Genomic DNA, 22,669 nt, shown 5'->3' on the forward strand with positions numbered 1-22,669 from the left:
CCGCCACTCAGCGGGTGAATGCCCTGAAATCCTGATCGGGGCTTTTTCTTCCTTTATATACAGGTGCGTCATGGCCGATAACTCCACCCTCAATTTAATGCTGAAAATCCGCGCCGACCTCGCGGATGCCAGCCGTGCCCTGCAGGGGCTGGCCGGAGATGTGGAAGACGTTGGCTCTGCAGCAACAACCAGCTCGCAGAAACTCAGTACCACTGCCCGGGCACAGGATAGCGTCGCCGAATCAGCACGTAGCCATGCTCAGGCAGAACAGAGCGCCGCCGCCGCTGCGTCACAGACCGGCGATGCGGCCCAGCAGGCGGCGACAGATTATGCCGGTTATCAGGCAGCTATCGCCCGCACCCGGGCTGAGATGGGCTCGCTCCAGAATGGTATGGACGGCACCACGGCAGATATTGATGCCCAGCGTGCTGCGCTGACCGCCCTGGTCAACCGTATCGATCCGGTCGTCGCCGCCTATGGCCGACTGGATGACATGCAGGAGCAACTGAGTGCATTCCGTGGCGCGGGTCTCGTCGGCGATGATGATTTCGAGCAGTACTCCTCACGCCTGAACGAACTGCGCCTGCAGGTGGAAAAATCCGCTCATGCCGCGACCGATGCCGGGCGCAAGGAAGCGGCTGCAGCCCGGGAAGCCGCACAGGCTGAAGCACAGGCTGCAGCCACCAAAGAACAGTTCATCAACCGGCTGCGCGAGCAGGCCGAGACCATGAACCTGACCACCGCCGAGCTGCTGCAGTATAAAGCGGCACAGCTTGGCATTTCGGCAGAAGCTGCCCCCTTTATCCAGAAGATTACCGACCAGAATGCCGCCATGAGTAAAGGCGGTATCAGCGCCGGTCAGTATGCTCAGGCCATGCGATACCTGCCGATGCAGATAACCGACGTCGTCACCTCGCTGGCCAGCGGAATGCCGGTCTGGCTCGTGGCCATTCAGCAAGGCGGGCAAATCAAGGACTCATTTGGGGGCGTGGGCAACACCTTTAAAGCGCTTCTGAGTATCATCACCCCCGCCCGTTTAGCGATGGGAGGGCTGGCTGGTATTGTTGCTGCTGCGGGCATTGCGGCCGTTTCGGCGATGAATGACCAGGATGAATTCAACCGCTCGATCCAGAAAACCGGCAACTATGCCGGTGTGACCTCCGGCGAACTGGAGCAGATGGCGCAGCAGGGTGGCCAGTTGCGCGGTAATTACAGTCAGGTGCGCGATATCCTGAATGGGCTGGTCAGCAGTGGTCGGTTTACTGGCGAAACGCTGACCTCAGTGGCCCAGGCTGCGACGTTGATGGCGGAACTGTCCGGCGACTCGGCGGATCAGGTCGTGTCGAACTTCCTGAAGATGAGCGACAGTGCAACCACGTGGGCCGCCAATACCAACCAGCAGTATCATTTTCTCGATCTGGAGACCTATCAGCGAATCCTGAGCCTGGAAGATCAGGGGCGAAAAGAAGAAGCGATTGAGCTGGCCTCTCAGGCATTTAAGAAGGCGAGCGAAGAACGCCTTCGCACAATGGAGCAACAGCTCAACCGGGCGGCGAGAGCATGGAATAATGTAAAAATTGCGGCAACTGGCGCATGGGAATCGTTTAAAGATAAAGCCGGTGGTGCTCTTGGTCTGGATGCTCCGGCTGACGAACTGACAGATAAAATTAAGGAATTAGAAGCCAAAATTGCAGCTGCGGGTAGTGATACTGAGGTTGCCATGCAGCCTCGAGAATACCAGGAGTCAGTGAAGCGATACAAAGAGGATCTGGCTGCACTGAAGGAAAAGCAACAGGCTGAAGAAAAAGCCATTGCAGCCGAAGCAAAGCGCAAACAAACCGATGCCGAGAGCATTGCTGCAGCCGAGAAACTCCAGAAACTCTGGAAAGGCAACCGCTCCGAGCTTGAAAAAGAAGCCGACGCGGTAGAAGAAACCCGTAAGAACTATGAAACGTTGTGGAAGAGCGCCAGCGGTCGGGACATGCTTCAGTCCCGTGGCGTCACATCCACCGACGGTAAAAACTTTTCCGGCGGTCAGTGGGATACCGACACAAAAGCGCTGGATAAATCCGGTCAGAAGGCGGAGCAGTACAACAAACAGCTGCAGCAGACACTGAACCAGAAAAAAGCCATCACCGAGCTGGACCGCGTCGAGGCTGAAATCCGCAATGGCACGCTCTCAAGTGCGACCAAAGCCCAGCAGGATGAAGCCCGGGCGCTGGCCAAAAAAATTGACGCGGCCAACGCGGCCAATAAGGCGACAAAAGAAGGTCAGTCCCTCGCCAAACAGCAGGAAACCTCCAACAAAAATTTCGTTAAACAGCTTGAGGATCAGGCCGCAAAACGCACTCAGGGTGCCGCAGCGACCCGCGCCCAGGAGATTGCCACCCGCAACCTGACCGCCGAGCAACGTCGCCAGGCGGAAGCAGCCAACGCCGCCATCACCGCCCAGGAGTTTAAGGGGCAGAACCTCCAGCTGCAGCTGGAGTACATGCGCGATACCGGCGACACCGCTGGCGCATCGATGCTCGAGCTGCAGAACCGCGTATCTGACCTGCGCCGCGAGTTTGAAGCCAGCGGTAACACAGAGGGGCTGAACTGGCTCGATAAGCTGTTGCCGGTCGCGGAAACCAAAATCCGCGTCGATGACCTTAAAAAGCAGCTCGACGACCTGTTCACCTGGCAGTCCCAGCAGGAAACCAGCATTCAGGCGCAGGTTCAGGGTGGCTTGCTTAATGAGATTCAGGGGCGGCAGCGCCTCGTCCAGCTTCACCAGGAAGTTGGCGACAAAATCAAGGGCTACCTCCCGCAGCTGAAAGAGATGGCCACCGCCCCCGGTGAAGCCGGTGACAAAATCCGGGAGATGATCCGCCAGCTCGAAGAAGAGCTCGGCAAGCTGAATCAGGCGGGGAATGAGCTGACTCAGGCATTCCGCGACGGTCTGCAGAGCGGTATCGAAAGCTCTCTGATGGGGCTGGCCAAAGGCACCATGAACCTGCGTGATGCGGTGAAAAACCTCGCCCTCACCATCATTAACAGCATGGCACAGCTGGCGGCACAGCAGCTGGCGCAGATGGCCACCTCCAGTCTGGTTGGCTCTTCAGGTGGCATGGGCGGTTTGCTGGCCAGCGTTTTTGCGGCTGATGGTGGTCAGGTTCGCGGTCCGGGCAGCACCACCTCGGATTCCATTCCGGCGATGCTCTCGGACCAGGAATTTGTGACCCGCGCCGCTGTGGTTCAGCAGCCCGGTGCGCTGGACTTCCTGCACGCGTTCAACCGCCACGGTATGGCTGCAGTGCAGGGCTGGTTGCCCCGCGTTCGTCATGCCACAGGAGGTCTGGCGGGCATCCCCGCGCAGAATATGCCGGTCCCGACCTCCGTGCCTGAAACCGCGATGGCCACACCCGCCGCTGCGTCGCAGCAGCCCATCAGCCTGCAGCAGCAACTGGTGCTGGACCCGTCCGAGGTTTATACCGCCGGAGCGCAGACGCTGGCTGGCCAGCGCCAGTTCACCACGTCGCTCAAGGCGCAGGTGCCGACCCTGAAACAATGGCTGGGGCTGAATAAATGACGACGTTATTTCCCTGGCTGGCTGACCCCGACTGGTCCCGTGGCGTGACTGAGACGCTGGAGTGGAAGACCGATGTGCTGCAGTCGCCAACCGGCGCTGAGCAACGAATTTCCCGCCGACTTTCGCCGCGCCGGACGTTCGAGTTCACGACGCTGGTACACGACACGGGTCGTCAGCGTTTTGAAAATATGTTGTGGCAAGGTTGCGCGGGTACCTGGGCCATGCCGGTTTATCCGGATGTTTATGCGCTGCCGGCAGCGCTATCCAGTAGCGCGACCGCGCTCTCCATTCCGACCGGCGGACGTGACTTTACCGTCGGCGGAACAGTGTTGCTGAAAACCGATGAATCTCCTGATGCAACCAGCCGGATGGCCACCGTCGCCGGTATGACCGGAGATACCCTGCAACTGGTCTCCCCGCTGACCGACAATTGGCCTGCGGGCTCGCTGGTTTATCCGGTACGCCCGGCAGTGCTGACGGAGCCGCCGTCGCTGTCACGTATCACCGATACCGCGACGACCGCGCAGGTGCGCTTCCGCATCGCAGAGCACAATGCCTTAAGTGATGCGCCGGTGCTCACACAGTACCGTGGCCACCCGGTGCTTGAGTCCGAAACCGACTGGGGCGAATCGGTCAGCGGCAGCTATCAGCCCCTGATTCGTGAGCTGGACAACAGCAGCAGTATTCCTTACCGACTGGATACTGCCGGTCGCCCGTTCTGGCGGCAGACGCATAACTGGTTCACCGCTAACCGTCCGGCGCAAACATCCCTGCGTCAGCTTCTGTGGTACCTCAGGGGGCGTCAGCGCCCGATATGGGTACCGGGTCAGACGCTGGACTTTTCCCCGACGTCCGCCATCAGCGGCAATTCTGTTGATGTTGTTGAGGCGGGCTTTACCGAACTGGGCATCCGCCCGGGTCGCCGCGATATCTGCATTCTGCTGGCAGATGGCACCCGGCATTACCGCCGCATCACCGCTGTCAGTCTGGTCAGCGGTGTGGAACGTCTTGCGCTCGATGGCGACGCCATCACTGTGGGCCAGAACCAGATTGTTGCCATTTCCCTGATGACCCTGGCCCGCCAGGACTCCGACACTGTGTCCTGGGAGCATGCGACCGACGCCGACGGCGTGGCCCGGGTCGCCACCACTTTTACCGGAGTACGTGATGAGCTGGAGTGATTTTGAATATTCCGTCGCCGATGGCCAGCCGCTGACGCTGTATGAGTTTCGGCTGGGTGACAGCCTGTTCTGGCGTTACTGCAACGCCGACAAAGATATTGATTTTGCTGGTCAGGTCTGGGAGGCGCAGGCCATCAGCAACAGCGGCCTCAGTTCCGGTAGCGGTGACGGGATGGATATCACCGTTCCGGCCAGCAATCCGGTGGCGCTGCTGTTTCGTGCCACGCCGCCTTCGCGCGCCGTCAGAGTCCGGGTGATGCGCTGGCACGCGACGGATGCCTCCGGCGAGTTTCGGGTCGTCTGGATTGGGGAGATCAGCAGCGTCAAACGCGAGCAGATTGAGTCCTGCAAGTTGATCACCATCAGTCTGGCCAGCACGTTCTCACGGGTCGGACTCCGTCTGACATGGGGACGTCAGTGCCCGTATGCGCTTTACGATCATAACTGCCGTGTTGACCCGCTCCGGTTTGCGGTCAGCGGTGTGGTGGTCACCGCTCTCGATGGCTCATCCATCACCGCCAGTCTGCCAGCCGGGCTGGCCGGTGACTGGTTCTCGGGCGGTTACATTGAATTTGACCGCAACGGCTATACCGAGCTGCGTGGTCTGCGGGCCCAGGATGGTAACACGCTGCATCTTTTTGGCGGCACAACCGGTCTGCAGGTCGGGCAGTCCGTCACGCTTTACCCGGGCTGCGACCGCACGATTGCGACCTGCGACAGCAAGTTTGCCAATCATCTGAACTATGGTGGCCAGCCGCATATGCCCGGTAAGTCGCCGTACACCATTATCAAACTGTTTTAGGAGGGGTACGCCATGTGGTGGGCTGTAGCTAAATTCGTAGCGGTTCTGATTGCATCATATGTGATCAATACCGCATTAGCGCCGAAGCAGAAAAACTCCACGCCGGAAGCAGCCACTGAGGATGACTGGAATATGCCTATGCCCGATGAGGGCACCCCGCAGTGCGTCTTCTTTGGTGACTGCTGGACGGCTGACTGGTTCGTCCTCGGGTACGGCAATTATCGTTATCAGGCCATCAAAAAATAACCGGAGGTGAACATGTTGATAACGATGGAGCATATTCGCGCCGGTGGTGGCTGTGCATGGGGGCTGCGGACCTTTTTTGCCCGCTATAACCTCGACCTGCAGGCGTTCATTCGTGACGGCGGGATTGACTCAGAACTGCTGGCCGGAACCGGCGACGCGCTGGCGATTCAGATCGTCGAACTGGCGCAACAGACTCAGAAAGAAGCGGGAGCATAAATGGGCGGTAAAGGTTCAAAAAAAGTCACCGTAGGCTATCGCTATTCCTGGGATGTACAGGCGGGGCTGGGGCGCGGTCCGGTTAACGAAATTGTGTCGATCATGGCAGATAAAAAGACGGTCTTTGCCGGTACGTCGGGGCAGATTTCATCCAGCACCTCGGTGTACATCGACAAACCCGGCCTCTTCGGCGGCGACGATACCGGTGGTGAGGGAGGCATACAGGGTCAGCTCGATATCATGATGGGCGAACCGGATCAGGTTCCATCGGCATCGCTCCTGAAGTTGTTGACAGGACTGGTGCCGGGATTTCGTGGCGTGGTGACCACCTTCTTCAGTGGTCTGGTCAGTTGCTACAGCGCCAGCCCCAAACCGTGGTTATACCGCGTTCGCCGCACCACGAAAGGCTGGGACGGTGATGTCTGGTACCCGGAGAAAGCCACCATCATGCTTGAGAATACCGAGGGCCAGCTGGATGACGAGAGCGATCTGCTGCCGGACCAGATTGCCAATCTGCGGGCCATTCATGCCATGAACCCGGCTCACATCCTGGTGGAATGTGCCACTAATCGCGACTGGGGACGTCAGCTGACACTCGCCGATGACCTGAACCTCGACAGTTATCGCGCTGCTGCTGATACGTTGTATGAAGAAGGTTTTGGCCTGTGCTTCCGCTATAACCGTCAGGACGGGCTGGATACGTTCGTTCAGCAGGTACTCGATCATGTCGGCGCGGTACAGTATGCCGACCTCGAAACCGGCAAACTGACCCTGAAGCTGCTGCGCGGGGATTACAGTGTCGATGACCTGCCGCTCTTCACCTACGATAACGGCATTATTGCTGTTCAGGATGATGACAGCGCCAGTACCACGTCGAACCCGAATGAAATTGTCGTGACCTGGAATGACCCCGTCACAAATGCCGATGGTGAGGTCCGGGCGCAGAACCTCGGGGCGATACAGAATACCGGACTCAACAGCAGTTCGGTCGAGTACAAAGCGATCCCCACACATTCACTTGCCGCCCGCGTAGCCCAGCGAGACCTGGAAACGGCCCAGTCTGAACTGACCCGTCTGGTCATCCAGTTCGACCGACGCGGGGGTATTCTGCGCCCGGGTGATGTTTTCCGTGTCCAGTTGCCCGACCGCAATATCGACAATATGGTGCTGCGCGTGGGGAAAATTGAGGAAAGCGATACCGGCGTCCTGACGCTGACTGTTGTTCAGGATGTTTTTGGCCTCCCATCCACCTCTTACAGCTCCGGACAACAGGACAGTGGCTGGACACCGCCGGATAAATCCGCCCGACCTGTCACCATCCAGCGGCTGATTGAGCTGCCTTATGCTGTTCTGGCCGGGACCCTCAGCGAGGCTGAGCTGAACTATCTGAAACCTGAATCCGGCTATCCTGGCGTGATGGCCATCGCACCAACCTCACTCAGCATCAACTATCTGCTGCAGACCCGCGCAGCGGGAGCCACGTTCGCCGACCGTGGCCAGGGTGACTGGACACCATCAGGAACGCTGACGGCTCCAGTCGGTCGACTCGATACCGTCCTGCATGTCAGCATGGCCATCTTCCCGACCGTTGGTGAAGGTCTGATGATTAATGATGAAATCATGCGTGTTGACGCGGTCGATATTCCTGCAGGCACTCTCACCGTCGGACGTGGTTGCATGGACTCCCTGCCGTCAGGGCACTTTGCAGGGGACAGGTGCTGGGCGTATCAGGATGCGCTGGATTCGGACGGACTGGAATACCTGTCCGGTGAAACGGTGGAGGCACGTTTGCTCACCCGGACCAGCACGGAGACGCTGGCAGAATCTGCCGCTCCGGTGGCTGCGCTGACCATGACCGGGCGTCAGGCCAGACCGTATCTGCCCGGGAATATTCGCGTGAATGGGGTCCTGTACCCTGAGGCCGTGGCCACCGCCGATACTTTTACGCTGGCATTCTCCCATCGTGACCGCCTGCTGCAGGCCGACCGCCTGATTGACTGTACCGAAAACAGCATCGGCCCCGAACCCGGTACAGAGTATGTGGTGAAACTGATTGCTCAGAGCACTGGTAGCGAGGTCTGGTCGTTGGTCACCAGTGACGCCAGCATTCCGATCCCCTATGTCACCGGCGGCGATGGTGCTGATGTGCATACTCTGACGCTGCAGAGCCGCAGTGATGGACTGATGTCGCTTTATACATTCCGGACGGGACTGCCTTCAGGTCGTTATAAGGCGTTCCCGATCACCGTCACTCTGTCCCTGACTATTATTGGTGGTAACGACTGGGCCACGGCAACGCCGGAAGATACCACTTCCGGTGCAGTGCCGGAGCTGCATGCCATTGCCGATGCCGCCGCAATTACTGCCTGGTACCCACCCGACCTGCTGGCCAGCGGTCTTTCCATTCCTGCCGATGATATTGAATGGCCAGCCGGTACCTGGCCGACGTCGCCGTGGACGTTCGGCACCCATCCAGTGCTGGCCATCGCGCAATGGACGGAAACCAGCGGTCCACTGACCGTGCTGGCGCTGGAAGGCGATGCCTCTGCGTTGCTGCTGGATTCTGCAACCGGGGCGGCAGCGGATATCGAATGGGACGCCGGTATTTATCTCGCAGAAATGGATATCACTATTTTCACGACAGGCAGTCCCGTTTTGAACGAGGGCATAATCTCCCTGAAACTGACTGAACGGAGTATCGGACCATGAGGGAAAACTATTATTATGGTCAGGGTAAGGTGTTCCTGGCTCCGAGAGATAATAAACGTGCATTCCGTTGGGTCGGTGATGTTTCATCATTGAAAATAGCGTTTTCGTATGAGCAACAAATAACAAAAGCATCACGCGGCGGGCAGCTCTATCAGAATCAGAGGATCATTACCGGGGCCAGCGGTTCAATCAGTTCAACCTGGCATAATTTCTCGGTAGAAAATCTGGCGTTGTTATTGGGTGCTCAACCGGTCGATGAACCGTTTGCTATTAATGAACAGTTCTCATTACCTGATGGAATTGTTAAAGGGGATATTATCGCACTTCCCCACACCACGGTTTTTAACGTCAGTATTAACGGACTGGAGCGAGATACAGATTATGTTGTTGACCGCAAGTTCGGCACGATTGAATTTCTGGTGTCTCCTGAGTCGACAGGTCTTGTTGTTGCTTACGAGCATTTGTTTAACCAGTGGTTACCGTTTTTCTCAGCGAAAATGCAGGAGTTTTATTTACGCTTTCAGGGTGTAAATCTTGCAGAAGACTCAGCACCTGTACTGTTAGTGCTGTATCGGGTCTCTGTTGACCCTCTGGCTGCATTAGAAATGATTAGCAGCGGGAATGACATGACAGGCATGGAAATGACCTCGTTAATTCTTCCCGACTTTAATCAACAGACCGAATCGGTCTTCAGCTATTTCGGCAAACTACAGGTAGTTAACTCTCAATCAACTCAACCACCGCAGTCACCCCTGACATATAACGGGCGGGCTAAGTATGACGGTCAATATCAATACCGAGGTAAGTAATATGTCTAATTTGCAGGAAAGTCCTGTCTGGGCCGATGGAATTTATCAGCTCACTGATGAGACCCCCGTGCTCGGTAAACAAGAAAATGTTCCCGGTGGTGGACCATCAAACGTACAGGCTGAGCAGCTTGCTAACAGAACCCAATGGCTCAAGAGTAATCTCTTATCTATTCCTGATTATCGTGAATATACATTCTATACATCATCAGATGATCCCGATGGAACGATAGCCGGACTTGCAGGCACCCCTGATGGAAAACAATTCCGAGTGGCCCAGGGTTCTGATGCCGATTCCTCATTTATCTATTACCTGAATAATTCAGGTGTAGCGGTTGAAGTTGCAAAATTACCCGGTCAGGGGGCCATTGAGGCCCTAATTGCATTAATTAATGCTCTGGAATTACGTGTTGCACCGATTCAGGAGTCGCCTGATGCTCTGCTTGACATCGTGTCACGTAATGGCCTCCGCCCCTTTAAAATCGATGACGATAATGGCGAAACCTCATTAAGTTTAATCGCCCGCTTATTAACCGGGGATTCCGGTCTGAATTTCAGCGGTAATATCCTCGATAATAATGCGCCCGAGGGTTGGTTATTCTTAATTTATGCGAAAAACGGGCTGGTTATCGCAGGAGTGAAAGAAGATGGAACAAAGGTCGGCTGGGGCGGGAGTGACAGCGGTGGCGGGCAGGCTGGTGGCATTACCCCTGGCGACACGGCAGTGGGTTATGACGATATTCGTAACTACACTGGCGACGCTACGGTTCGTGATGTTGTGGGTGAGCGTATTGGCGGCAGGTTCGTTGCCGATGCTTCTGATACGACTTCCGCTGATGACGGTGGTGGCGTTCTGGTCGGTGTTGACGGTCGTCGCTGGGTCCGACAGTGCGATTTCGTTTCTTACGACATGTTCGGCGCTCCCCGCATACCGGAGGACACCTATCAGTCATATGCCCTGCTTTCCATGCAGGGAAATGAAGCCTCTGCCCAGGCGCTACTGGCCGACCAGGCGGCCGCTGATCAGGCCATGATAAATTGCCATGCTTTTGCGAATAAGCATGCGATCCCGGTTGTGCAGAATGCTGGCCGCTTTCTCTGGATCGGCGAGTCTGTGATTGTTCGCACGTCATCGTACCTGACGGGCTGTACTGTCGTGACCTGTAACCGAAGTGGTCTGGCAGAAAATCGTTGGGGTAAAGTTGACGGTGTTAACGATGGCGCGCCGGACCCGGTTTACATGTACCGCATCCAGGGAAAAAGCCGCATTGACTTTACGACTTCGGAACTGAACGAGCTTAATACCACCTACGCGTCTTATCTCAGGCGTGGCAGTATGCGGCTTCCCATGCCTAAGTTGTATCAGTATCGCGGGGGATATTTCGGGTATATCTCTTCTGCAGTGGAGCTGTACCGCAGTGGCGGACGCGGTAACCCCCGTCAGCACGTTCATTTTCGGGATTTTACCCGGATAGGACGGAACGGGGCGATAACGGACGTGTTTGTGAAAAATACGCCAGCAGGTACCGTGTCAGAGGCGTGGATCCAGCCAAAAGAAAGCGCCTGGCTTAACTTTTACCCGCCAACATTCTTCGAGGCGGGTGCTGACCGCCGGTTCGTCAACATGCAGATTGAACGGTCGCAGGTGAACATTTGCGATCTGGTAATGGAAAACTGGGCGACAGGTAACATTGAGTCACGGGTGGCCATCAGCTCTTATGGTGTTTGCGATCTCCGCCTGCGCAACGCTACGGCTGAATGTATGCCAAACGCGAATAACGGGGCCTACGTCATCTGTTTTCGTAACAGCATTGAAGTCCATGTTGACGGCTATTACGGGCTGCATGGCTGGGGATTCCAGGGGCATCACGGTGTGAAACGCCTCTTTATCGATCGCAGCGTCATGAACCGGTTTGATTTTCACTCGTTTGGCTATGACGTCTTTATCGACAATACCCGCTTCAAGGGGAAGCAGGTGAATCTCCAGGGCGGCGGGGTATTCTCAATGCGCAACATTGAATTTGACGTTGTCCCTGGCTCAACAGCGCAGAGCGGTACGATGGAGGATCGCCTTAACTACTTCATCAACATGCGTGAAGATTATGCCGGAGACTGCGAGTGTAACCTGTCCATTGATGGACTCGTGGTCAGATTCGATCGCACGGTCAACTGGGGAGGGAATAACACCTTTACGTTTGATGTTGTCCGCATGAACGCCGGAACGGCTTTCGACTACGGAATTGACACAAAAGACCCGCATACGGTTATTGGCAGGAACATCATTTTCGATCTGGACGGAATGTCGGCGATATTACCGGATAATTTCGCTTTCTCATTCTGCCGGCCGCTTAAAAATCTCTACACCCCGGCCGATCGCACGTACCTCCCGGGCCTGATAAAAGTTGAGAACATGACGGCGATTCATGTGCCGGACGATAAAAACGCGGTGATGGCGGTCTTCCGCTGCGGGGATGATATGGCGCAAAACCCGTTCGGCAGTCGGGTGAAGCTTCGCCCGAATGGCACCAACGCCGACATCATCGCTGTGGATGTTGTCAGCGTCATCAATAATCCGGTTGTGGCTCAGAACGCCAGCCCGACAGTCTATATGCCGGGTGAGGCATCGGCATGGGATACGGTTGTGGACGGGGCGACATACCGGACCAGCGAATATTCATGGCGACCTAAAGTCACTCTGCGTAACTGCTATCCGTCAATCATTAATGCGACGGGTGTAAAAGCGGAATTTGACATTCACGGGGGATTACTTGCCCGCTACAGCATCGGCAATACGGGAAACCGCTGTCGCGTGACAGGGGCTGATATTCAGCTTATTCCGGACTCCACCGGCACGCTCTATTTTGATGCCTCGAATGTCAGAGCAACAGGCTGTGACTGGTTTGACCCGATGAACGGAGCGACTTACAGCGGCATACTTAACGGCACCGGCAACGAGAACCGGGGCACCCCTGCGCACTCACCCAATATTTAAGGATTAACTCATGTCCGGAACACGTATTTTTTGCAATCAGATTATCTCCGTCACTGACTGGAATCACGACTATGTCATCGTGCCGTCTGCACTGGAAAGCCAGTCGCCGCTACCCACGCTTGCCTGCTTTGATTTACTCAATCCTCTGGATAACAGCGGACATGGCTATACGGTGAGTCCGGGCGGTGGCCAGGTGCGTGACTGGGGCCTTCATTATGACGAAGGCGCTCTTCCGTCCAAAACGGATTTTTCAAAATCAGGACAGGGCGCAGTGTCTTTTGTCACCGCGTTTAAATTATCTGCGCTGAGCCGCTACACACATATCATCAGCAATCGTGTTGCAGGTGGCGGATTTAACCTTTACTTCAATAACGGCCTCTACATGTCCGTCACTTACCCATCAGGTAATACCGTCATCGTGAGTGACGGCACTGTCAGTAATCCCGAAGTAAACACGTGGTACGTAGCATCAGGAATATTCGATCCGGCAAACAATAATGTGAGGGTGCAGTTCAGTGACCTGGGCGTGCGGCTTGGAAGCATCGGAACGGATTTTCCGGCGAACGCCTCACTGTTAGCGCCATTAGTTATAGGGGGCGATACAACAGGCAGAACAACCTCTTCGATGCTGGGTGATATCGCATTTGTTGCCCTGTATGACGGCGCATTTACCCAGGCCCAGCGCGAAGCTATGGTTGTTGTAGGTCAGGATGTTTTACGGGAGCGCGGGCTTATCTGACTGCTGCCACCCGCAAGGGTGGTGGTTCATTTATGGAGGGGATTATGACGATTTCTTGGTATGAACAAAAATCAGTGTCTTACTTTTATGCCATTATCATCGGCGCTTGCCTTCAGCATTACTTTCCGGGTGAGGTGCTTTGGCTCATATTGGCATTCATTCCTTTCGGATTCCATATAAGTCGATAATTATTTAATCGAACCGCTGCTGATGCCTTATCTGTAATTCCGTTTTATATATTGAAAATAAATCCACATTGATTTATCTCGCGCATTACACTTCATTTATCGCGCTCGGCATCAGCCTGATCTTTAAAAATAATTTGTTCAAGGTTGCTCAGCAGTTCAAATGCAGGATCTTTATATTCCATTGAGGACTCCTCTCTTTCATACGGCGGAGGGTGAATTATGTAGAGCCTTTTAAGAATAGTCGGAAAAAAAGCCCAGGAATGATTACCCTGATAATTATTTATCACCAGAGGTTCTTCAGGTCCGTTGCAGACGCTATAAGGTGCTGAAAAGTAATAGAGAGAGCAGTTAAGCAAATTATTGTAAACAGGTCAGAAGAAAAGCAGAAATGGCCAGCGCGCGCCCGCTGGCCGGTGTATTACGCCTTTTGCAGCTTCTCCACTTCGCCTGGCGCAGCCGCAGGTTGCCGCTGACCCAGCTTATATTTCACCAGCAGGGCGATGGCCGACAGAAATGCCGGGATAGCCAGCAGGGAGAAAATTGTTTCGAAAGAGAGCTGGGCCTGCATCAGGAATGCGCCGCTAAACGCCCCGAGAATGCCGCCAAAGCGGCCAATACCCAGCATCCAGGCCACGCCGGTTGCGCGTCCCTGAGTGGGATAGAAGCCGGCAGCCAGCGCCGGCATCGACGATTGCGCGCCGTTCATAATGCTGCCGGCGATAAATACCATAATCCCCATCAGCAGCAGGTTATGGGTTGAGAAACCGACCAGACAAACAAAGACCCCCGTCAGCAGCCAGCCTACCGCCACGACTTTGTTTGGATTGAGCTTATCCATCAGCGCGCCGAGAATGAGTACGCCAATGCCGCCACCCAGCGGGAACAGCGCGGTGATAATGGAGGCCTGGCTCATCGTCGCCCCGGTTTCGCGGATGAGCAGCGGCAGCCAGCTGGTCAGTAAATAGAAGATCAGCAGGCCCATAAAGTAGGTCAGGCAAAGCATCACGGTGCCGACGGCGTAGCGCGGAGAAAAAATCACGCCGATGGACGATTTCTCTTTTACCTGGCCCGCTTCGCGTAGCTCAAATTCCGCCTGCTCAGGAACAGGTGCGATGCGGCGCAGGATCGCGGCGATACGCTGCGCAGGCTGGCGTTTGACCACCATATAGCGCGCGGATTCCGGTAGAAAAAAGATCAAAACGACCGCCAGCAGCAGCGGCATTACGCCACCGAGCACCAGCACGCTTTGCCAGCCGTAATGGGGGATCATCCAGGCGGAGAGAAAACCGCCCAGCGAGGAGCCCATTGGAAAGCCAACGAACATCAGATTGACCATTAGCGCTCTGCGGCGCTCAGGGGCATATTCGCTCATCAGCGTCGCGGCGTTCGGCATGGCGGCACCCAGCCCAAGGCCGGTGAGAAAACGCAACAGCGTTAGCTGATTAAGGCTGGTAGCAAAGGCGGTCAGCAGGCTGAAGCCGCCGAAAACCACAATGGACAAAATCAGAACTTTTTTGCGCCCAACGCGATCGGCGAGCGGTCCGGCGGTCAGCGCGCCGACGGCGAGCCCGACTAAGGCGGCGCTCATCACCGGGCCTAACGCCGATTTTTCGACGCCCCATTCCTGTACCAGGTCAGAGGCGATAAAGCCGATTATCGCGGTATCGAATCCGTCCATCGCGACGGTGATAAAACATAAGGCCAGAATCATCCACTGGTATTTCGTGAAGGGATGTTCATTGATAAAAGCCTGAATATCGATGGTTGTTTTCTTCATGCGGCATTCCTGGCAGGCAGAGCGGGGGACAGAGATATACCCGTCATACTTCAAGTTGCCTGTGCGTTGGCTTCGCTCGTTCACCCCAGTCACTTACACCAGTAAGCGCCTGGGACTCTCTCACTTGCCGCGTTACGCGGCTTAAGGCCTCGCCCCTTACGGTGCCAGCGCAAGCGCTGTTCAAAACGGTTAACCGCTTTGTCCCGCAACTCGAATTACTTGGGGTATCGATTATTGTTATCTCCCTCGCGGTCGTTGATGTTGTTTGTGCGATTATCGAACAAAGAGCCGTTAATCGCTCATTTAATAAAATCATCGAACGGCGGTTCAGGCAATGCAGGCGAAAAGGGAAGCGTGCGATTATCGTCCACTTTGCGACGTGGGCAGAAAAGAGAATAGTTTAATAATAGTAAAATCAAATAGTTAAGCGTTTCGCTCGAATGCCGGATGATAGCGGTAATTGTGATGAACTTAACAGCCGACGCGACTGGCCGCTAAAACGCTAAAAAGCCGGCTTTCAGGGAGGAAGATTGTGAGGAAAAGGTATCCTGCAAGGCCGACCTGGACTATCCTTGTCAGCGTCTGGCACGTGTGTGTCTGTTTGCGCTTTTTTTGGCTGAAAGGAGTAAAAAAATGGCGACAGGAAAGTCCTGCTCTCGCTGGTTTGCGGCTATTGCGGCCCTGTTAATGGTGGTTAGCCTGAGTGGGTGTTTTGATAAAGAAGGCGATCAGCGCAAAGCGTTCATCGATTTCCTGCAAAATACGGCAATGCGTAGCGGCGAACGTCTGCCGACGCTGACCGCCGATCAGAAAAAACAGTTTGGGCCTTTCGTTTCCGATTATGCGGTGATTTATGGCTATTCACAGCAGGTAAGCCAGGCGATGGATGCGGGTTTGCGTCCGGTGGTGGATAGCGTAAACGCGATCCGCGTACCGCAGGATTATGTCACCCAGCGCGAGCCGCTGCGTCAGGCAAACGGCGCCCTCGGCGTACTGAGCCAGCAGCTGGAGAATGCAAAAATGCAGGCGGATGCCGCTCACGGCGCGCTGAAGCAGGGGGACGATCTCAAGCCGGTCTTCGACCAGGTGTATAATAAAGTCGTGACCGCGCCGGCGAATGCGCTACAGCCGCTTATTCCGGCCGCTCAGGTCTTTACCCAGCAGCTGGTGCAGTTAGGCGATTTTATTGCTCAGCAAGAATCCCAGGTTAGCTTTGCGGCGAACGGTATTCAGTTCCCGACTTCGCAGCAGGCCAGCCAGTACAATACGCTGATTGGCCCGCTGGCCGCTCAGCACCAGGCCTTCAACCAGGCGTGGACGGCAGCTGTTAACGCGACTCGTTAATGGCTCTGATAGCCCGGGCAAGGCTTCACCTTCGCCCGGGTTTTCTTTTTCCCCTTCTCACTTCACCTGCGGATTCACGCAGTTCTTTTCCACTTTACCGTTCAGAGCATCAATCAGGTTATCCACCGCGCAGGCCGCCATGTTATAGCGGGTTTCATGCGTTGCGGAGCCAATATGCGGCACGGCAACAACGTTCGGCATAGTCAGCAGCGGGGAGTCTTTCGCCAGCGGCTCTTGTTCGAAAACGTCCAGTCCAGCGGCGTGAATAACCCCTTCCTGCAGCGCGGCAATCAGCGCCTTTTCGTCCACTACCGGACCGCGCCCGGCGTTAATAAAGATGGCGCTGGACTTCATTTTGGCGAACTGTTCTTTGCCGAACAGATGATAAGTCTCGTCGGTCAGCGGTAGGATCAGGCAGACAAAATCCGCTTCCTGCAGCAGGGTATCGAGATCGCAATAGCGGGCGTTAAAGCGCTCTTCCGCCTGCGGGTGCTGGCGGCGGGCATTGTAGAGAATCGGCATACCGAAGCCCGCGTGGGCGCGCTGGGCGAGCGCCATCCCGATACGCCCCATACCCACGATGCCGAGGGTTTTATGATGCACATCGTTGCCAAACCAGTCCGGACCGATGCTTTTGGTCCACTCCCCGGCCTTCACGCGGTTGGCCACCTCAACCACCCGACGCGCGGTGCTCAGTACCAGGGCCATTACGGTATCGGCGACGGTTTCGGTCAGCACGGTCGGGGTGTGCATCAGCAGCACCTTACGCGCATTCAGCGCATCGACGTCGAAGTTATCGTAACCGACGGAAATGGTCGAGGTCGCACGAAGCTTGGGCATTTTCTCCAGTAACGCGGTATCGACTTTTTCGCTGGAACCCAGCAGGCCAACCGCTTCAGCGAACGCGTCGGCGTGCTGCGAAACGGTCTCCGGACGCAGGTTTTTCACCTGAGTGACGGTAAAGTGTTGTTCCAGACGCTGTTGCAGGTCGTCGGGAAGCGTTTTGTAGAGAATAACTGACGGCTTCATGCGGTTCTCCGTTGCGTTAAGGTTTCAGGCGTGACGTGCGCCAAGCGGAAGTTTTTGATTATTAGCAGGCTTAACAATCAAAGTAAGCCATACCGAGACGAAAAGCGCCACTCCCATGAAAATGTACGAGGCTGCGGGGCTGCCGGTAGTGCCGTTCAGGTAACCGACAAACCATGAACCGAAGAACGAACCCAGCGCGCCCATGCTGTTAATCAGCGCCATGGCGCCGCCGGCGACGTTGCGCGGCAGCATCTCAGGAATGATGGCGAAGAACGGCCCGTAGGGGGCGTACATCGCCGCGCCGGCAATCACCAGCAGGGTGTACGAGATCCAGAAATGGTTGGCGCCAACGGCCCAGGAACCAATAAAGGCGAAGGCGGCAATCAGCAGCAGCGGCCAGACAAACAGCTTGCGGTTCTGCATTTTATCAGAGGCCCAGGAGACTACGATCATCGCGATGGTCGCCGCCAGATAGGGAACCGAGGAGAGCCAGCCGACTTCGACCATGCCCATATTCTCGCCGCCGCTGCGGATAATGGACGGCAGCCACAGAACGAAACCGTAAACCCCGATGCTCCAGGCGAAATACTGCATGCACAGCAGGATAACATTGCGCGAGCGGAAGGCTTCGCCGTAGTTGCGCACCGGTTTGATACCCTGCTGTTCACGCTCCAGCTGCTCCTGTAACGCGGCTTTTTCACTTTCCGCCAGCCAGTTGACCTGCGACGGTTTATCTTTTACCAGCACCCACCAGCAGAAGGCCCAAATTACCGCCGGAACCCCTTCAATAATAAACATTTCCCGCCAGCCGAAAGCCTGGATGAGATAGCCGGATACGACCGACATCCACAGCACCGTCACCGGGTTACCGAGGATCAGGAAGGTATTGGCGCGGGAGCGTTCAGATTTCGTAAACCAGTTGCTGATGTAAATCAGCATCGCCGGCATGACCGCAGCCTCGACAACGCCAAGGATAAAGCGAATCGCCGCCAGCGCGGGGATATTGTGCACCATCCCGGTCAGCGAGGCGCAGGCACCCCACAGGATCAGACAGATAAAAATCAGTTTACGTACGCTGCGGCGTTCGGCGTAAATCGCGCCGGGGATCTGAAAGAAGAAGTAGCCGAGGAAGAACAGCGCTCCCAGCAGGGAGGAGATACCTTTGGTGATCCCCAGGTCTTCGGTAATACCGGCCGCCGAAGCGAAGCTGAAGTTAGCGCGGTCGAGGTATGCCAGGCTATACGTGATAAACACGATAGGCATGATGTACCACCAGCGTTTTGTTGCATTCGTTGAACTATTCATAGGTTTGCCTCTGTAATTGAGGTGACGCTCATCATAGAAAAGATCCGTTACGCCGCGCTGCATGTAGGGTACAGAACGGCCTGACGTTGTGCTGAATCTGTTTACTCGTCCAGCGCCTCGCGCGTGGGTAAGCCTTCGCTATCGCCCTGAACCTGTATGGCCAGGGAGCCAATTTTATTTCCACGTTTTACCGCCTGCTGCAGCGGTTTTCCTTCCAACAGGGCGCTGATGACCCCGACGGCAAAACCATCGCCCGCGCCGACGGTATCGACGACGTTATCCACTTTTATTGCCGCGACGGCCCCCTGTTCGCCGTCGGCGGTTTTATACCAGGCGCCATCGGTTCCGGTTTTAATGATGACCGCGCGAACACCGTGGCGGAGATAAAAGTCCGCAATAGCTTCCGGCGTTTGCTGGCCGGTCAGAATCATGCCTTCTTTTAAACCCGGCAGAACCCAGTCGGCCTGGAAGGCGAGCTGGTTAAGCTTCTCCACCATTTCGGCTTCGCTTTTCCACAGCACCGGCCGCAGATTGGGGTCGAACGAAATGGTTTTTCCCTGCGCCTTCATGGTGCGTGCCGCGCGGTCCAGCAGGGCGTATGAACTTTCCGACAGCGCGGCGGCCACGCCGCTTAAGTGCAGGTGGCGGGCGCTGGCGAAGTACGATTCGTTAAAGTCGTCCGGCGAAAGATGGCTGGCGGCGGATCCTTTACGGAAGTATTCCACGATGGGATCGGTTCCATTTTCAACTTTAGATTTCAGCTGAAAGCCGGTAGCGTAGCGGCTATCGGTGCTCACGCCGCAGGCGTCGATCCCCTCCTTCGCCAGCGTATTGAGGACGAAGCGGCCAAAGCTGTCCGCGCCAACGCGGCTTACCCAGCCGACGCTTAAGCCGAGGCGGGCCAGCCCGGTCGCGACGTTCAGCTCCGCGCCCGCCACGCGCTTCATAAAGTGTTCTACATCGGCCAGCTCGCCGGTTTCGGTGGCGACAAACATCGCCATAGCTTCGCCTATCGTGATGACATCTAATGGTTTTTGCATAACTTAATCCTCACGTAACAGCTTGACGTAGCGGCGGGTCACGGCCGTCAGGTCATGGCCAGTCAGCGGAAATTCGATCCCCCGCGGGGCATCGGCGGGCAGGTTGTTGAGCAGCGCCAGCCAGCGTGCGGAGGCCTCATCCGGCGGCACGGCGCGAAACTGCGAATGGTGCGGCTCAGCCGCCTTAACATGAATATAGCTAACGGCCGGGGCCAGGTGGCGAGCAGCCTCTTCCGGCGAGTCGCCGACCCATAGCCAGTTGCCCATATCAAAGGTGAGGGTGATCGGCAGCTGATTAACCCGGCAGGCGGCTTTGAAGCGCTGCATCGGCGCCAGCTGGCCGCAGTCGGTTTGGTCGTTTTCCACCACCAGCGCCATCCCGCTCTCCTGCAGAATTTCGCGCAGGGCTTCGAGGTCATCGTGGTGGATAAAGTGGCCCAGCGAGAGCTTCAGCCACAGCGCGTTGAGCGTTTGCGCTTCCAGCAAAAAGTCGCTAAGACGCGGGTTGAGCGAGCCGTCTGCGGCAAACAGGGCTTCCGGCGCGGAATAGCAGACCAGCAGGCCGCGACGCTCAATGTCGGCCGCTAATTCCGCCAGGCGGGACAGTTCATCAGGGGTGAACAGTTCGCGGCGGATCTCTACGCCATCGGCGCCGGAACCGGCGATAAACGGCAGGACGGCGGACTGCCCGCCCAGCGCTTTAACGTGGTCATTCCCGTACGCGGCGGTAACGACAATAATCTTTCTGGCCATCCCAATACTCCCGACGATTATCTGATGCGTTGCTTATTACGCTAGATGGTATCGGTTCCAAAGCAAAGGCCAGGATGTCTGATTTATGATCGCCATCACGAAGGATCGCTAGCGGGAGGTTGAGCCTCTGACGATCAGCTCTCCGGAAAATACCCTTTCGCAGACCGGGTCGGTGCTGCCTTCAATCCGGCGCACCACCTGCTCGACGGCGGCGAAGCCAATCTGCCAGGTCGGCTGTTTGAGCGTAGTAATCCCCACGCCCGCCAGCTCGGCCCACTCCAGTTCATCGAAGCCCAGCAGGCCGATATCGCTGCCCCAAATCAGGCCAACGCGTTTCAGGGAGCGTGCCACCTGCAGCGTCAGCGCGCCGTTGGCGGAAATTACCGCCTTACGCATGCCGCGATGGTGGGAGTGGAAATGACGCAGGACGTTATCCAGCATCGCGCCATCGTTCAACGGCACTTCGGCGTTTTCCGCGACGATGCCGGTATGGCGCTGGAGCGTCTGGCGAAACGCGCTCAGGCGCTCGCGACGGGTATTGACTGAGCCAAGGGGCTCGCTGAGGAACAACAGCGCTTCGAAGCCTTTCTCCACCAGATGTTCGGTGGCCGTGGTGGCGGCCTGGGTATTATCGAGGCCGACGACATCGCAGGCGAATTCCGGAATCTTGCGGTCGATAAGCACCATCGGCAGCGCCGACTGCTGCAGGCGGTTAAGGCCATCCTCACGCATCCCGACGGCGTTGACCACAATCCCCTCGACCTGGTAGCTGCGCAGCAGGTCGAGATAGTGCAGTTCCTGATCCAGCTCGTTGTTGGTATTACATACCAGTAGGGTGAATCCCTTTTCACGACAGGCCGCTTCAATACCGCTGAGCACGTTGACGGAGTAGGGATTGGTAATATCGGCGATGATCAGGCCGATCAGTCGGGTGCGGCCATGCTTCAGGCCGCGGGCCATCAGGCTGGGACGATAGTCGAGCTCGGCAATGGCTTTTTCAATGCGTCCCAGCAAATCGTCGGAAAGCAGGTGCTTCTCGCCGTTCAGATAGCGTGAAATGCTGGTTTTGCCGGTCTTTGCGGCTTTCGCCACATCGCTAATGGTTGCTCGCGCCGCTTTCGCCATGGTGGCTTCCTTTGCTGAAATCTGCACACACCTTAGCGCGAAAATCCGCTATATCAAGCATTTTGCCCGGCGATTCACCGGGCAAAGGGGGAGGTTACTGCAGCGGGCTGAGGGTAATTTCCACGCGGCGGTTCTGCGCTTTCCCTTCCGCCGTGCTGTTGCTGGCGATGGGGTTCGCCGGACCCATGCCGGTCGTGCGGATGCGACTGGCCGCTACGCCCTGGGTGATAAGCGCGCTGGCGACGCTCTCCGCGCGCTGCTGAGAAAGACGCATATTCAGATCCTGGCTACCGGTACTGTCGGTATAGCCAACCACGTTAACCGCGGTTTTCTCATACTCTTTGAGCACCATTGCCACCCCGGTCAGGGTATTGGCGCCTGCCGGTTTGAGATTAGCGCTGCTGCTGTCGAAGGTCACATTGTTTGGCATATTCAGTACGATATTGTCACCGTTGCGCGTCACGCTTACGCCGGTTCCCTGCATTTTGTCGCGCAGCTTCGCTTCCTGCACGTCCATGTAGTAACCGATGCCGCCGCCCAGCGCTGCACCGGCCGCTGCGCCAATCAGCGCGCCTTTGCCGCGGTCATGTTTGGAAGAGGAGAGCACGCCGACGCCTGCGCCGACCAATGAACCAATGCCCGCGCCGATCCCGGATTTACCCGCTTCGCGTTCGCCAGTGTAGGGGTTGGTGGTACAGCCAGAAATGACCAGTGCGCCGCTAACGATAGCCGCAATCATGAGTACGCGTTTTTTCATCTTAATTCCTTAATCCTTTTTATTCTTTGCCACAGCGACCGTGACGGTTGATTATGACGCCCGAAGCCGGAGAAAATTCCGCAGAGAGC

17 protein-coding genes and 1 pseudogene are annotated in these 22,669 nt (G+C 56.4%); 10 read left to right on the plus strand and 8 right to left on the minus strand.

Annotation, left to right across the window (positions count from 1 at the left end):
- Window positions 1-70: 70 nt before the first annotated feature.
- From K2184_RS05100 to K2184_RS05140, 9 genes are read left to right on the plus strand one after another with little or no spacing between them, the layout of a single operon-like run.
- Window positions 71-3,571 carry a phage tail length tape measure family protein gene (locus K2184_RS05100; RefSeq protein ID WP_050597415.1) on the plus strand — a complete coding sequence of 1,167 codons (3,501 nt, stop codon included), beginning with the start codon at window positions 71-73 and terminating at the stop codon, window positions 3,569-3,571.
- Window positions 3,568-4,752 carry a hypothetical protein gene (locus tag K2184_RS05105; protein ID WP_032742869.1) on the plus strand — a complete coding sequence of 395 codons (1,185 nt, stop codon included), beginning with the start codon at window positions 3,568-3,570 and terminating at the stop codon, window positions 4,750-4,752. The genes K2184_RS05100 and K2184_RS05105 overlap by 4 nt, the downstream gene beginning before the upstream one ends.
- Window positions 4,739-5,554 (plus strand): phage BR0599 family protein, encoded by an 816-nt coding sequence (locus K2184_RS05110; RefSeq protein WP_275880915.1) that lies wholly within the window; start codon window positions 4,739-4,741, stop codon window positions 5,552-5,554. The genes K2184_RS05105 and K2184_RS05110 overlap by 14 nt, the downstream gene beginning before the upstream one ends.
- A 12-nt stretch (window positions 5,555-5,566) precedes the next feature.
- Complete coding sequence (locus K2184_RS05115) at window positions 5,567-5,800, plus strand: hypothetical protein (RefSeq protein ID WP_025712855.1); 234 nt, start codon at window positions 5,567-5,569, stop codon at window positions 5,798-5,800.
- A gap of 12 nt (window positions 5,801-5,812) precedes the next feature.
- Window positions 5,813-6,016 (plus strand): hypothetical protein, encoded by a 204-nt coding sequence (locus tag K2184_RS05120; protein WP_032742872.1) that lies wholly within the window; start codon window positions 5,813-5,815, stop codon window positions 6,014-6,016.
- Complete coding sequence (locus K2184_RS05125) at window positions 6,017-8,725, plus strand: phage tail protein (protein WP_275880916.1); 2,709 nt, start codon at window positions 6,017-6,019, stop codon at window positions 8,723-8,725. It begins immediately after the preceding gene.
- A complete protein-coding gene (locus K2184_RS05130) occupies window positions 8,722-9,534 on the plus strand; it encodes a hypothetical protein (RefSeq protein ID WP_275880917.1) in 813 nt (270 codons plus the stop codon). The genes K2184_RS05125 and K2184_RS05130 overlap by 4 nt, the downstream gene beginning before the upstream one ends.
- The gene (locus K2184_RS05135) at window positions 9,503-12,523 is read left to right on the plus strand and encodes a hypothetical protein (RefSeq protein WP_315965853.1); all 3,021 of its coding nucleotides are present in this window, start codon (window positions 9,503-9,505) and stop codon (window positions 12,521-12,523) included. The genes K2184_RS05130 and K2184_RS05135 overlap by 32 nt, the downstream gene beginning before the upstream one ends.
- A 10-nt stretch (window positions 12,524-12,533) precedes the next feature.
- Window positions 12,534-13,262, plus strand: coding sequence for a LamG domain-containing protein (locus K2184_RS05140; RefSeq protein WP_230134072.1), 729 nt, complete (start codon window positions 12,534-12,536; stop codon window positions 13,260-13,262).
- Window positions 13,263-13,557: 295 nt separating this feature from the next.
- Here the strand turns inward: K2184_RS05140 and K2184_RS05145 are convergent.
- Window positions 13,558-13,632, minus strand: a pseudogene (locus K2184_RS05145) (HTH-type transcriptional regulator); the annotation flags it as partial.
- A 236-nt stretch (window positions 13,633-13,868) separates the two neighbouring features.
- Window positions 13,869-15,227, minus strand: coding sequence for an MFS transporter (locus tag K2184_RS05150; protein ID WP_004106772.1), 1,359 nt, complete (start codon window positions 15,225-15,227; stop codon window positions 13,869-13,871).
- 633 nt (window positions 15,228-15,860) lie between these two features.
- Here K2184_RS05150 and K2184_RS05155 point away from each other — a divergent pair.
- The gene (locus K2184_RS05155; RefSeq protein WP_163524757.1) at window positions 15,861-16,571 is read left to right on the plus strand and encodes a DUF3053 domain-containing protein; all 711 of its coding nucleotides are present in this window, start codon (window positions 15,861-15,863) and stop codon (window positions 16,569-16,571) included.
- 57 nt (window positions 16,572-16,628) lie between these two features.
- Here the strand turns inward: K2184_RS05155 and ghrB are convergent, their stop codons facing one another.
- The 6 genes from ghrB to K2184_RS05185 all read right to left on the minus strand — a co-directional run bounded on the left by ghrB (window position 16,629) and on the right by K2184_RS05185 (window position 22,580).
- On the minus strand, window positions 16,629-17,600 hold the full coding sequence (gene ghrB / locus K2184_RS05160; RefSeq protein ID WP_016807724.1) for a glyoxylate/hydroxypyruvate reductase GhrB: 972 nt from the start codon (window positions 17,598-17,600) through the stop codon (window positions 16,629-16,631).
- 24 nt (window positions 17,601-17,624) lie between these two features.
- On the minus strand, window positions 17,625-18,905 hold the full coding sequence (locus tag K2184_RS05165; protein WP_004106766.1) for an MFS transporter: 1,281 nt from the start codon (window positions 18,903-18,905) through the stop codon (window positions 17,625-17,627).
- Window positions 18,906-19,006: 101 nt separating this feature from the next.
- Window positions 19,007-19,945, minus strand: a complete 939-nt coding sequence (locus K2184_RS05170; RefSeq protein ID WP_004116328.1) for a sugar kinase — start codon at window positions 19,943-19,945, stop codon at window positions 19,007-19,009.
- Window positions 19,946-19,948: 3 nt separating this feature from the next.
- The gene (locus K2184_RS05175) at window positions 19,949-20,698 is read right to left on the minus strand and encodes a sugar phosphate isomerase/epimerase family protein (RefSeq protein ID WP_049593696.1); all 750 of its coding nucleotides are present in this window, start codon (window positions 20,696-20,698) and stop codon (window positions 19,949-19,951) included.
- A gap of 108 nt (window positions 20,699-20,806) precedes the next feature.
- The gene (locus tag K2184_RS05180) at window positions 20,807-21,823 is read right to left on the minus strand and encodes a LacI family DNA-binding transcriptional regulator (RefSeq protein WP_004106759.1); all 1,017 of its coding nucleotides are present in this window, start codon (window positions 21,821-21,823) and stop codon (window positions 20,807-20,809) included.
- Between the two features lie 94 nt (window positions 21,824-21,917).
- On the minus strand, window positions 21,918-22,580 hold the full coding sequence (locus K2184_RS05185; RefSeq protein WP_004106757.1) for an OmpA family lipoprotein: 663 nt from the start codon (window positions 22,578-22,580) through the stop codon (window positions 21,918-21,920).
- Window positions 22,581-22,669 lie beyond the last annotated feature (89 nt).

Origin of the sequence: Klebsiella sp. K5-306 (assembly GCF_051835185.1) — a bacterium.
Taxonomy (GTDB): domain Bacteria; phylum Pseudomonadota; class Gammaproteobacteria; order Enterobacterales; family Enterobacteriaceae; genus Klebsiella; species Klebsiella oxytoca.